Here is a 13319-nt window from a genome sequence, read left to right as displayed (position 1 = left end):
GAAAAAATAAATAATGAAATCTATAAAGACAAAGACCTGAACTTTATATTTATAAGTTACTTTCATGCATTTTAAACTTCATATAATGGTTTAGTTTAACTTTATTATCTTTATTAATTCACCTATTTTAATGGACTAACTTTGAGTTTTATTAAAATATAAAATTATAATTAATTTTTTTATAATATTTTATTTAAATTGAATTGACCTGTTAAAAACTTATGATTATTATGGTCTCGCTGGCCTACATTGCCAGTCGGTTTTGACAGACCGTTTTTACATACAGCACATCAGATTTATCCTTCTGAGGGAGAAATCTGTGTGAAAACCACCGTCCCCCTAATGTTACGGTAGGGCGGAAGGGGGACACCTTCGGGTGTGCTGGTTCTGTATGTCCGGTCTGTCAACCCTCTTTCGTTCTACCACCCAAATCAATTGACGGTGATCTTTGGTGGTAGGACTCCATACATTCTAAGGAGTTGACCATGCCACTATATAAACTTATCCCCTCTCCCTTATAAACTTTTTATTTATTTAAAACTTAGGATTTCCATTATCTAAAGTTTTTAATTTATAAATTATTTTTATTTTAAAATTTAAGTCATTTTATTTTATTGCTTTTATAGGCGGGTTAACTATTGCCTTTAAAAATGATTTTAAAACTTAAAATATAGCGATTTATTTTTTCTCATTGAGATATCCCCAAATCATCACGAGAATAATATGAAATTTTATAAAACTATTTTGGTTTTAGGCCTCGTTGTCGGCGATTACAGCGTTTCTGGTTGTGACATACATACTCAGCAGGATTTTGAAAAAATATGCCTGTCGGGTGGGCACACACTCGCGAGTTGCGACTGTATATACCAACGGCTTGAACAAGTGTATTCGCCTCAGCTCATGCAAGGTCTAGAACATGTCAGTTTGCAAAGTCCTGCTCTCCCACAGGACTTTGCCCCTACTTTTTTTAGTGTAATGCGGCGGTGCGATAAAAACGACATGGGCTAAGCGTTTGGCTTAGCTCCCTTATCTCTGTGTCGCAACGGTGGATGACTTTAAATCAGCGCAAAAAATTAAAGTTCTGTTGTGGCACGGGGGCCTTGGATAAAATGAATTTAATTATTCATCTATCAGTAATAATACAATTATATTTTTTAAATCTACTTATCAAACTTAATTTAAATCTTTGGGCTTCCATACCTTTAAATTTCTAGGCAATAAAATTAAAGTTAATATATGGTCAAATCTTTCTGATGTAATTTTATATTCTATAACCGAAGCATCTTTATGAGCATATGGAAACCAGATATTAGCTTGTACCTTTTCACCATTTTTTTCTTCTGGAACTAAACTATTACTAGCTAATGATTGCTCAGGTATCTCAATAATATTCTTTTTTGTTTTAAAAAAAGCTCCATTATTTTTTGCTGACCGACTCGAAACAGCCCAATTCATAAAACCATCTCTAGAATTAATTAGAATTACGCTTTCTTCTGTAAATTCTAACCACTTCAATATCGCAGCTGTTAAAGAAACCCCATATCTTAATGCACATAAAGATAAGGATTGGATTAACTGTGTTTGATCGATTTGTCTTCTAAAATCATCTATTGGCATAAGCAAATAAGATGAAAATTTATTAGCTTCTGTTTCAATAGAAGCAATATCATAAGTTTGCAAGTCTTCGGCACCACATAAAAACTCATCCTGTATTGTTCTGTGAAGTATGTAATGACCTAACTCATGAGCTTTTGTAAATAAAATTCTTCCTGATGATTCAACTGTTGGATTATATAAAATAGTCCATTGATGGATATTTTTTTTAAATAAGGCGCCATCAAATCTTTTTATTGGGACTTCTTTAATTTCAGTAATAGGATCATTCCACTTAAAAATATTAGCAGCTTCATATGCAAGCATATCAACATTAATCGGAAATTTATCTAAACTTTGCGCCTGAAAAAAAACATCTATAATCTTTAATAATCTATTAGCAGCTTTTGGTGGACTTAATTTGTCATCCATTCTTATTACCTGAAGATGATTTAATTACTGCCATTATATTCCTTATTTGTTCTTTTTCTTGAGAATTTAAATTTTTATATTCACGAAAAAAAGCATTATCAATATGTTTTTCCTCTGGAGTTCTTGAATCCATTTCTAAAAAAAATTCAACGTCAACTTTTAGAGCTTGAGCTATTGATAATAATTTTTCTGCTGAGGGTTTCTGAGATTCTCTATTTTCTAGTTCCCATAAGTAACTCTTACTTAATCCAGCATTATTAGCTAAGGCTTCTAAAGTAAGTTTTTTTTCTTTTCTAAGAAGTCTAATTTTATCACCAAGTGTATTTGCCATCTCATATGTCTCTTGATTGATACTGAGTATATTTTACAAGAAAAAAGTTCGGAGTAGCGTAAAAAAAAGCTTGACTATGTAAAATTTAGTATAAATAATGATCACAGTTCGGTGTAGCGAACTTTTTATCATGTTTTAGTAACATTGGAGTTTAAACTTTGACTACATTTCTTGATTTTTTTAAGGTACCACCGCCCGAGTCTCTAGACTTTCTTAACTTGCAGTTGGAAAAAGATACAAAGGTATTTCTAGATCCCTACAGTGTTGCAATGACTAACAACGTTCATTGCAGGAATGCGCATAAATGTATTAAGGCATTTATGGAAACTTTATTAACCGCCTTAAAAGATAATAATCACACTTTGGCAACGGAATTATGTAGTCACTTTCAGGAACCTAAAGGCACAGGGATTGGATGGACAAAGAAAAGTTATAAAGGCAGAGGAGCTGGAGAAATAAAAGCAGCTAAATTGCTGGAAGCATTAACTTCTTCTGAAGCAGTTATGTCTGGTGCAATTGAAGATTTAGAAGAACTAATATTGGTTGTTGAAGGATTAGGTTTAGATACTATCTCAGATATAACAATAAACCTAGGGATGAAACATTTTATAGAGTTTACGCAAGAAAAATGTAATGAGCTAAATATCCCATTAGAGAGAATAAATAAAAAAGTTAATTACTTTTGTCATTTAGATAATGAGTGGAAATCAGATTTTTTTGACTTACCTCATGCTCTTATCGGTGAAGAAAAAGAAAAGGGGCAAATTATTTTATTGCCTATAAACACTTTAGCTAAGCAATCAGCGTATGGAACTTCATATTTCTTTACAAATATCGCAACCCCTTATTTCGTTAATCAAGGTATAGCTGCTGGTGCATCTTTTATCAGAGCTACAAAATCAGGAGGCTATAAAGCGGATCTTAAAAAGATGAGGGAAAATGATCAATATAAAGGTGGAAAAAAAAGAATGGGGAAATTTATAACTGATCACCCAGAAGCTCTAAAAGAATATCGAGAGAAAGTTGCTTTCTATCGATATAAGAAAAATCACAAAAAAGACTAATCACCATAGGAGAATTTATTATGTCCAAAAATACGAAACAAACATCTAAAGCAGTTAGCTCATTAGCATCGGATGTATTACGTAACTCTTCATCTTCTGCAATACAAAAACAGTTAGCTGCTTCTGCCTTGTCTCAAACACATTCAAGTAAACAAACAGGAAGTGAGATGGAGACAAAAGCATCAAAAGTATTACAAAGTGACAAATATAGTGATACTACAAAATCATTAGCGGCATCACTTCTTTCACAATCTAATAAGCAAAGATAATTACTATCTTTGCTTATTAAATATTTAGTTATCGATCTTTTCAGTTCGCTCTACAGTAATATATTCATTAGGAATCACAATTTGCTTTTCAATCTCTTTGACCCTATAAGAAACTAAAGTATTTTTACCAATTCCTTGAAAAGGGACTTCCATACCCCTAAAAATAAAAATTTGGTCTTGGCTTAGTTTTTTAGTGGTCAGTTTTGGTAATTCAATTAGATTGGCATAAGGTTCTTTGATGTATAAATTCGCTTTTTCTATTCTTACACCAGTTTTTTGCATTGTGTAATGTAAAAAAATTTTGCCAACATCTCCAATCAAGAACATGAAGATTAGTGGAGTAAGAATAAGAAATAGAGCTGATTGTATAGAGTTTTTAATCCATATTTCTAATTGCTTTAACTTTGTTTCTGCAAATTTTTTTAGATTTTCACTTGCTTTAGGATCATCAATAATATCTCTTAAATTTTCAAACTTTAAACGATATTCTTTGACTCTCTTCTGATTAACGTAAAAAGCATAATAAAATAAAGAAATTAGACTTACTGTAATACCCATATAGGCATTAATTTTCCAATCTAATAAAAATAAAACACGAATAATATATAGAAAGTAAATAGATACTCCCAATGTGATAATACTAATCTTTGGAAAAGGAAGTTTTTGTCCAATTCTTACGTGAGATGGCAAATACTTATCAACCAAATTTAAGATGAACCAAGTTACTGGCATTAAAGAGATACCAAAGAAAAATAGCATCATGCAGAACGCAGTATAGACAATAGAAAATGCTGCAAAAATCAGTAAAAAAATAAGTGTATCGCCAAAGCTAATTTCTGAAGGGATATAGCTAATTGTTAAAAGATAAGCAACTAAACACAACACCCCTATTGCAATAATCGCTTTAGTCATTGTCAGCGCAACTTCATGCCACTGCCCCAGATTATTTAAATATCTCGTTATCAAGTCGTTCATTTGATCTAACCAAATCTTATAAATTATTTAAGAATCGATAATTACTCTTTTTTAAACCGCTCCCCAGCGGAGTAATCATGTTTTGAAATTTCCCCAAATTTCAGAGTATGTTTTCACATCCTGTTTAATAATGTCCAAAAATTTAGGTATAAAATACCAAGATTACTTGCCACAATATTCTCTATATATAGAAACCCGCATATGCGGGTTCTTAAATTTAAATACCTTAATAATTTTCAGAACTGCCAGTATCTGACGTTTTATCTTCAGTAGCTAATTCCTCAATAGCTACTTCCTCTTTCTTACGTTTACTAACTGATCTTGTTTCATTTTCTAAAGTTTCTCCCGCTGCCGCATCAGCAGCCGCTGCCGCTGATATTTGTTCAGTTGTATTCGCATCAATTGCTATATCTTCACTTGTTTGCACTGGAAACTTAGCTAAATAATCTTTATGGCAATATGCCTTTACCAAACTATCAAAATAGTAATTATCAGGCCCATCAAAGATAACTTGTTTTTCTGATTTAACTATAAATCTGGAGAAACCCGAATAAGCCCCCCATGAGTTTTTAGCATTTACCTCACCACAATTTTTAATGACATTTCTAAATTTTGCAGAATCACCATCTTTAAGATAATAGCGAACAGCATCCTCAACTTTTTTAAGTTCAGCCTGTTCTTTTAATTGTCTCTCTTGTTCTTGTTTTATTTTAAGTGCTTGTTCTTGAGCTTGCTTTTCTTTAGCAATATCTTCTGCCGACTTACCACAACCAACTAACACTAAGGAAAATAAAAATATTCCTATTATTTTTTTCACAATCTAACCCCTATATATTAGAGGTTAGACTATACCGAGATTACAAAACATTACGCAAGTAAGTCTTTATAAAGAATAGATAAGGTTCTACTTCTTTTATCTTTGTTATCGATTTATTGTTTCTTCTTTCTGACTCATTCGGGCTAAATAAAATGAAAATTTAAATAATTAATTACACGTCCATATTCAAACTTGTTATATAGCTAAATCATATTTGTAAAAACTAGAATCAATTAAAAAACAAGGAATTTAAAAACTTAAATTTGAGAGAGTTTAAATTATAAAAACCATATATAAAGGCTTTTCTTAACTTTAGGAGAATTTAAAAGTCATCCTTTTCTTTCATCGCTCAGATAATTTAATAATTTGAATCTTAAAAAGAAAAAACCCCGAAACTTACGTTTCAGGGCTTTTCACGAATCTTGGTGGAGATGGCGGGAGTTGAACCCGCGTCCGCCAGCACTACGCTCGAGAATACTACATGCTTAGATATCGTCTATTGTTTTAACACCAAGTGACCCGACGAACAGGGTACAAGGTGCGATCCTCTAAGTTTGGTATAAAGCCCCGAGGCTTGACTCTATACGGACTTGTGTGCGTGCGCTTCAGTCGGGTTCCCAGACCACAAGTATTCTAGGAAGCGGACAAGCGGCCCTTAGGCAGCTAGAGCGTAAGTTTCGTCGTTTGCGACTATTTAAATGCAAATTTTATTTACGAGAGAAAATGCGCTCTCGGCATGCATCTATGAGTTTCATCACCGGCGTCGAAGCCAATAACATCCCCATGAATGTCTGCACATCATAGCATAACTAAAATAAAATGCTGTGCATTTTATCAACAGTCTGCCACTGATGAACATACGTACATAATTGAGTGCCTTTTGTTTTTTTCAAGGCCCCTTATAAAAAAGCTGCCAAAAATGACAGCTTTTTTTAAAATTTGGCCTATAAAGCACCATTGCCTAACACGATCCCTTCACGGCGTGGGTCTACACCACCTGCGTATTTACTTTGATTATTTATATTTACTTTCATAATCGTTGAAATACCACTGGTTTGCGCAGTGTTCGATATGCCATGCCCTTTTGCTTTTAAACCTTCAATCAGGTCAACTAAGGAAAGCTGTACATTCGAGCTATCAATATTGGTATTTGGACTATTGGTCGCGCCAAAGTTTACAAGCGAAGTGGCCTGCTGTGCATTTAAGTTCCAGTCCAATGCACCCACCAAAGTTTTAACCACATATTGAATGATGGTACCGCCACCTGGTGAACCTGTTGCCATATAAAATTCATCTGGCGTGGTGCCTTTAAACACTAAGGTTGGTGCCATAGTACTACGTGGGCGTTTGCCACCTTCTACACGGTTAGCAACCAGCGCCCCAGTGCTGTCATAAGGGTTCGCGCTAAAGTCAGTTAACTGGTTTGACAGCAAGAAGCCATCCACCATGTGGAATGAACCCATGCTCGATTCAACAGTCGATGTCATTGAAACCACATTGCCATAGGCATCTACAATCGTGAACTGAGTTGTACCGTGTTCAACAGTGGTGTCGACACCCGAAGCTGGATTGAAATTACCCGCTGGTGCTACGCCCATACTTTGGTTCGGGTTAATCAGTGCTGCACGTTGTTTCAGGTAGTTTTTATCAATAAAGCTTGCAATACCCTGTGCTGGTAAAGCCACAAAGTCAGTATCTGCCACATATTTATCACGATCGGCATAGGCCAAACGCTCTGCTTCAGACACTAAATGCACGCCCATGACATCAGGTACACCGCCTTCATTTTCAGGGTTTTTAGGTGGATAAAGCGACATATCAAAGTTTTCTAAAATACCCAGCGTCTGTGCAACTGCAATTCCTCCCGAAGATGGAGGCGGCATGGTACAAACATAGTAACGGTCACGATACGTCGTACAAATCGGGTCGCGTTTTTTAACCTGATAGTTCGATAAATCCTGCAAGGTCATCAAACTTGGAGTAATTGGAGTTTTTGCTGGGTCATCCCCTAACGTCTGTCCTGCTTTTGCTACAATCGCTTGCGCAATCGGGCCAGTGTGCAGTGCATTTGCACCTTGCGTGGCAAGTGCTTCAAGTGTTCTGGCATAGGCTTTATTGGTCATGGTCTCGCCGACTTTACGTGGTGATCCATCTGGGTAGAAATAGGTCGCCATTGCATTTGCATCAAGCGCTAAGCTGTTTGCATTGCTTGCAATTGCATCTGCCAAACGCCCCGGAATGCGGAAACCACTGTCAGCCAAACCAATCGCTTCACCAAAAAGCTGGTTCCACTTAAGTTTGCCATGTTCCCGTTGCGCTTGTTCAAGCAAACGCATCACACCCGGCACACCAATCGAGCGACCACTACGGCGCGCACTTGGTACAGGTGCTGGTGAGTTCGGGTCATCCATATTTTGGCGAATTAAATAATATTCGTTGGCTGCGGCAGGTGCGGTTTCACGGCCATCATAAGCTGTGACTTTTTTGGTTTTAGCGTCGTAATACATCATAAAACCACTACCAGCAATGGTACTCGACTGTGGCTCGACTAAACCCAGCACCGCTTGTACCGCAACGGCTGCATCGACTGCACTACCGCCTGCTCTTAAAACATCACAGCCCGCTTTTACCGCAAGTGGTGTGTTTGCCACCACCATATATTTATCTGCGTATTTAACCGTGTTACCGAGTCTATAACCCGATGCACCCTCTGGCGCAGCGGGGTCACCATTTTGGTTTGAACCGACCACCACGCTTGAACCATCTTGTGCCAGTTTGCTACAACTGGTGGGATCATTATCTACAATTAAATTGGGCGGGGTTGTATTTGAATCATCCTTGGGCTGATCTGACGAGGAGTCATCTCCACATCCTTGTAATAAACCGACTGCTAATAAACTACTGAACAAAAATGAATATCTTTTATTCACGTGATAACTCCAATATATACGCCTGCCTATCCATGCAATTGCCATGCAAGCTTCTTTGTTTTCAGGTATTAAGTTTTTTTAATCTTTGATAAAAATAAGATTTTAATAATATTAAATGATTAAGGGCATGGATCCTGTGCCCTGTGTTATGCCTCCTCGCTTGATATCACATTCTTTTATAACTGATTTGCCCAATTCTGGCATGTTTTATTTCTTTAAATGTAAGCGAAATCTGCTATTTATAAATTCACTCATTTTTTAGTAAGCCTAAAAAAAGCACCTCCGAAGAGATGCTTTTTTTATGTTTAGTGCGAAGGCATGCCGCTGACCTGTTTGGGTTTTGGACATAGCCAAATCACCAATCCCGCAAAGACAAACACGATCGCAAACAGCAAAAATACATGGTTTGCCGACATGGTAATGGCTTCTTTATCGACAAGGTTAGAAATAATTCCTAAGGTCGAATCAGTCGTAAAACCATTTTGCAGAAGGTTGTTTTGTACTTCAGTTGGGTTCAGGTTTGATACCATTTCACTACGGGCAACTTTAGCGTGGTCGTCCCATACAGTCACTGCAATTGAAGCACCGATCGCCCCTGCCATGGTTCTTAAGAAGTTCATGAGGCCCGCAGCAGACGCAATCTCTTGCTGGAGTACCGAACCGAGTGCAATATTCGACAGTGGAATAAAGAAGAACGGCACAGCAAAACCTTGCAGGATTTGCGGCCAAGCCAAAGCCATAAAGTCAGCATCTGTGGTCCAGAATGCCCGCATTAAGGTCACTATACCCAGTAAAATCAAACCAAAACTTGCAAGTGCGCGTGGGTCATGTTTGGTCGAAAGCTTTGCCACAATCGGTGACATGGTCAAACTACCAAAGCCCATGGTTGCGGTTAAATAACCAGCCCAAGTGGCGGTATAGGAAAGGTTCATTTGCAGCCACTGCGGTATCAGTACAATGCTGCCAAAGAATGCGCCAAAGCCAAGCGACAAGGCCAGTACCGATATGGCAAAGCCCCTATGCCTAAAGACTTTCACATCCACGACGGGGTGCTTGTCGGTGAGTTCCCATATCAGGAACACCACAAAGCCAATAGCGGCAGTTAAACCTAACACCACAATGCTGGTACTATTAAACCAGTCACGTTCATGCCCTAAGTCGAGCATGAGTTGTAGCGCACCAATCCAAAGTACCAACAGTCCTAAACCAACCGTATCAATTTTTAAAGAAATGGTTTCTGTTTCAGCCACTCTTAACAAGCGCATTGCTGCTAATACACAGACAATACCGACAGGTAAGTTAATAAAGAAGATCCAGTGCCAAGACAAGTTGTCACTAATCAGACCGCCTAAAATTGGTCCTAAAATTGGCCCCACCACAGTAGTCATTGCCCATAGCCCCATGGCCTGTGCATGTTTTTCCTGAGGGAAAATACGCATAAGCAAAGTTTGGCTGAGTGGCATAAGTGGACCACCACAAAGCCCCTGTCCAATACGGAAAAACACCAACATTTCTAACGATGTTGCCAAACCGCATAGGAAAGAAAAGACCGTAAAGCCAATTAAACCAAAGATAAAGACCCGCACCGTTCCAAAGCGGCCCGCAAGCCAGCCTGTTAAAGGTACACAAATCGCTTCTGCAACTGCATAGGACGTAACAACCCATGTCCCTTGTGTACTTGAGACGGCAAGGTTACCGGTAATATGCGGTACAGAGACATTGGCAATGGTTGTATCAAGTACGACCATAAAGTTCGACAAGGCAATAACAAACGCTGCCAGTAGTAAACGGCCACCGCTTAACTCGGCAAAAGGTGTTTGCGTTTTCATAAGCGTTTACTTCGCAGATAAGTCGACTTTTGCTTCCATCGACAAGCCAACACGCAGTGGGTGCTCAGCAAGTTCTTTCGGGTCAAGTGCAATACGAACCGGTAAGCGTTGAACCACTTTAATCCAGTTACCTGTTGCGTTTTGAGCCGGAATTAAGGCAAAGGCAGAGCCTGTACCACCAGAGAAGCCTACCACTTTGCCGTGATATTCAACGTCATCACCGTATAAATCTGAAGTCAGTGTCACGGGTTGACCCGGACGGACTTTTTTCAACTGACTTTCTTTAAAGTTCGCATCTACATATAACTCGTTCAGCGGCACAATCATCATCATGCTGGTACCCGGTGCAACACGTTGACCAACTTGAATATTGCGGCGCGTAATAACACCATCAACTGGCGCACGAATCACGGTACGTTCCAAATCAAGCTGTGCTTGTTCAACATGAGCCTGCGCAACTTGTACATCCGGAGTTGATGTTTCGCTTACACCCTGAATTAAGGCTTCGTTAGCAGCTAAAGTACTTTCAGCAGCTTTACGGCTCGAAGACGCTTGCGCTAAACCAGCTTTAGCAAGCTCTAGCCCTGCTTTAGCTGTTTCCACTGCACTTTGTGCCTTGGTGAGTTCTTCTTTAGATACCGCACCAGAGGCAGCAAGCTGCGTACGGCGGTTGAGTTCTAAAGCAGCTTTGTCGTAGTCGGCCTGTGCTTGTGCAACTTGTGCTTTGGCACTGTTAATTTCGTCGGCACGAACCACAACTTGGGAGTTTAAAGAGCTACTGTTTGCCGCAGTCTGTTTGTATTGGCGTTTTGCTTTAGCAAGTTCTGCCTCAGCTTGAGCCAATGCAATTTTGGCATCACGTTCATCAATACGAACCAGCACATCACCCCGATGAACTGTTTGAGTATCATTTACCAAAACCTGAGCGACCTGACCACTCACCATTGAGGTAATTTGCGCGGTTTCTGCACCGACATAGGCATTATCTGTACTTACAGAGTGATTTAAAAATAATGCCCAAATTGCATACAAAATAGCGGCGATCAATAAAATCAGCGCAAAAAAACCAAGAAATTTTTTGCGCTTGTTTTGGTTGTTGTCATCCGAGGCAGATGTTGTTGGCACTGTTTCTTGTACATTGCTTTGTGCATCAGTCATGGTATGTTCCTAAAGATGAGTTGGCTTTGCCATCAATCTCGCACTACACCTTGTTATAGAGTTTTTATTTTTCTATAAACAAGACATATCGCATTGTCAAAGCAGTCAATTTTAACGCTAAAACCTCACAATATGAGAATAAAAAAATATAACTCATGCGTTCGTTCTAATTAAATTAATGTTTATCTCAAAGTTTTTATGAAAATTCCAGCTTTTTAAGCACTAAAAAAAGCGCACATGGCGCTTTAAAATGGTTCAATTCATCGCCTAATAAGCATATGAAGCAATCCCTGCTGCGATGGCTTTATCTTCATCATTGACCATCGTCATGCGCATAGTGCAGCCCTTACGACCTAAACGTAACACTTCCGCACGTGCAATAAAATACTTACCGCGTCCCGGAGCCAAATAATCTACCCGCATATCGACAGTTGCCAAGCGTGATACTTGCTTAATGGTTTCGGTTAAAGTTTCAGGAGTCGAACGGCGATAGAGGTGTTCCATTGCCACAATTCCACCAATACTATCGAGCAAAGTTGCAGCAACGCCGCCATGCAAAATCTGAAATGCCAGATTACCAATCAGGTTGGGTTGCATCTCGATATAGCCTTCAATGTGGCCATCTACCACACGCATAATCATTCCACTATGCTTAAAAAAAGGAGAGCTATTAAACGCCTTACATAATTGGTTGAGCACCACAGTCAGATCAGTTTTTGCACCTAAATGGATGTTCCCAGTCCAATTTTTCTTTTCATCACTCATACATTGCCTAAATTTAAAAGCATGATAAACACCCATAATTTTGTACAAATCCAGCATTATGGGGCTACAATACAGCAGTCGGTTGACAGTAATGGAATATCCGCCAACCTATCCTAGTGTAATACCGAACATCGAGATTGTTATGACTTATACGTTCAATCGTCCTGCATTTCCAGCCACTCGCATGCGCCGTATCCGTAAAAATGACCAGTTGCGTGCGATGGTCAGCGAAACACAGCTCACTACCAATCACTTGATTTATCCAGTATTTGTATTACCGGGACAAAATCAGACCCAAGATATTCCAAGTATGCCAAACATTCAGCGTTTGTCGGCAGATTTGTTACTGAAAAAAACTGAAAGACTTCTGGAATTGGGCGTATCAAAACTGGCTCTTTTTCCAGTTACCCCGCAAGAAGATAAAAGCCTGACCGCAGAAGCTGCATGGCGTGAAGATGGTTTAGTACAAACCACTTGCCGTTTGCTTAAAAAAGAATTACCAGAAATGGTACTAATTACTGATGGTGCCCTCGACCCATATACGACGCATGGTCAAGACGGCATTATTGATGACACTGGCTATGTGCTCAATGACGAGACAGTAGAATGCTTGATTAAACAAGCATTGAGTCACGCAGAAGCTGGTGCCGAAGTGATTGCACCAAGTGACATGATGGATGGGCGTATTGGCGCGATTCGTCAGGCTTTAGAAGCCAATGGTCACATCTACACCAACATCATGGCCTACTCTGCAAAATATGCATCTAGCTTCTATGGCCCATTCCGTGATGCTGTTGGCTCTGCATCCAACCTAAAAGGTGGTAATAAATATAACTACCAGATGGACTTTGCCAACCGTGCCGAAGCGTTACATGAAATCGCGCTTGATATTCAAGAAGGCGCCGACATGGTGATTGTAAAACCGGGCATGCCATATTTGGATGTAGTACGTGAAGTGAAAGATACCTTTGGTGTTCCAACCTTCATTTATCAAGTAAGTGGTGAATACGCCATGTTAGCTGGCGCAATTCAAAATGGCTGGTTATCAGATTCAGTGATTTTAGAATCACTGATGTGCTGCCGCCGCGCTGGTGCAGACGGAATCTGGACTTACTTTGCAGAAACCGCTGCTGAAAAACTCAAGGAAATGAACTAA

12 protein-coding genes and 1 other RNA gene are annotated in these 13319 nt (G+C 38.8%); 4 read left to right on the top strand and 9 right to left on the bottom strand.

Features of this window, described 5'->3' with window-relative positions; genetic code table 11:
* Nucleotides 1–723: 723 nt before the first annotated feature.
* Nucleotides 724–1008, top strand: a complete 285-nt coding sequence (locus tag ACLCEG_RS15310; RefSeq protein WP_410568161.1) for a hypothetical protein — start codon at nt 724–726, stop codon at nt 1006–1008.
* Nucleotides 1009–1173: 165 nt separating this feature from the next.
* Here the strand turns inward: ACLCEG_RS15310 and ACLCEG_RS15305 are convergent, their stop codons facing one another.
* On the bottom strand, nt 1174–2025 hold the full coding sequence (locus ACLCEG_RS15305; RefSeq protein WP_410568159.1) for an ImmA/IrrE family metallo-endopeptidase: 852 nt from the start codon (nt 2023–2025) through the stop codon (nt 1174–1176).
* The gene (locus ACLCEG_RS15300; protein WP_005129404.1) at nt 2018–2356 is read right to left on the bottom strand and encodes a helix-turn-helix domain-containing protein; all 339 of its coding nucleotides are present in this window, start codon (nt 2354–2356) and stop codon (nt 2018–2020) included. The genes ACLCEG_RS15305 and ACLCEG_RS15300 overlap by 8 nt, the downstream gene beginning before the upstream one ends.
* Before the next feature lie 320 nt (nt 2357–2676).
* Between ACLCEG_RS15300 and ACLCEG_RS15295 the strand changes: the two genes are divergently transcribed.
* On the top strand, nt 2677–3420 hold the full coding sequence (locus tag ACLCEG_RS15295) for a hypothetical protein (RefSeq protein ID WP_319915306.1): 744 nt from the start codon (nt 2677–2679) through the stop codon (nt 3418–3420).
* Between the two features lie 20 nt (nt 3421–3440).
* Nucleotides 3441–3689: a hypothetical protein gene (locus ACLCEG_RS15290; protein ID WP_005129407.1), complete on the top strand. Its 249-nt coding sequence runs from the start codon at nt 3441–3443 to the stop codon at nt 3687–3689.
* Nucleotides 3690–3713: 24 nt separating this feature from the next.
* Here ACLCEG_RS15290 and ACLCEG_RS15285 read toward each other — a convergent pair whose 3' ends face one another.
* The 7 genes from ACLCEG_RS15285 to ACLCEG_RS15255 form a co-directional block, all read right to left on the bottom strand.
* Complete coding sequence (locus ACLCEG_RS15285; protein ID WP_319915307.1) at nt 3714–4664, bottom strand: hypothetical protein; 951 nt, start codon at nt 4662–4664, stop codon at nt 3714–3716.
* A 226-nt stretch (nt 4665–4890) separates the two neighbouring features.
* A complete protein-coding gene (locus tag ACLCEG_RS15280; RefSeq protein ID WP_319915308.1) occupies nt 4891–5481 on the bottom strand; it encodes a hypothetical protein in 591 nt (196 codons plus the stop codon).
* Nucleotides 5482–5904: 423 nt separating this feature from the next.
* Nucleotides 5905–6264: a transfer-messenger RNA gene (gene ssrA / locus ACLCEG_RS15275) on the bottom strand.
* 161 nt (nt 6265–6425) lie between these two features.
* Nucleotides 6426–8411 carry a gamma-glutamyltransferase gene (gene ggt / locus ACLCEG_RS15270; protein ID WP_410568156.1) on the bottom strand — a complete coding sequence of 662 codons (1986 nt, stop codon included), beginning with the start codon at nt 8409–8411 and terminating at the stop codon, nt 6426–6428.
* A 305-nt stretch (nt 8412–8716) separates the two neighbouring features.
* The gene (locus tag ACLCEG_RS15265; RefSeq protein WP_077163484.1) at nt 8717–10240 is read right to left on the bottom strand and encodes a DHA2 family efflux MFS transporter permease subunit; all 1524 of its coding nucleotides are present in this window, start codon (nt 10238–10240) and stop codon (nt 8717–8719) included.
* A 6-nt stretch (nt 10241–10246) separates the two neighbouring features.
* The gene (locus ACLCEG_RS15260; RefSeq protein WP_019456813.1) at nt 10247–11398 is read right to left on the bottom strand and encodes an EmrA/EmrK family multidrug efflux transporter periplasmic adaptor subunit; all 1152 of its coding nucleotides are present in this window, start codon (nt 11396–11398) and stop codon (nt 10247–10249) included.
* A gap of 267 nt (nt 11399–11665) precedes the next feature.
* Nucleotides 11666–12163 (bottom strand): thioesterase family protein, encoded by a 498-nt coding sequence (locus ACLCEG_RS15255; protein WP_004703260.1) that lies wholly within the window; start codon nt 12161–12163, stop codon nt 11666–11668.
* 142 nt (nt 12164–12305) lie between these two features.
* Here ACLCEG_RS15255 and hemB point away from each other — a divergent pair, with 142 nt between their 5' ends.
* Nucleotides 12306–13319: a porphobilinogen synthase gene (gene hemB / locus ACLCEG_RS15250; RefSeq protein WP_410568154.1), complete on the top strand. Its 1014-nt coding sequence runs from the start codon at nt 12306–12308 to the stop codon at nt 13317–13319.

Source organism: Acinetobacter sp. H1(2024), from assembly GCF_046557555.1.
GTDB classification, from domain to species: domain Bacteria; phylum Pseudomonadota; class Gammaproteobacteria; order Pseudomonadales; family Moraxellaceae; genus Acinetobacter; species Acinetobacter seifertii.
The sequence above is the reverse complement of the archived record's forward strand: the minus strand, read 5'-3'. Positions and strand labels throughout refer to the sequence as shown.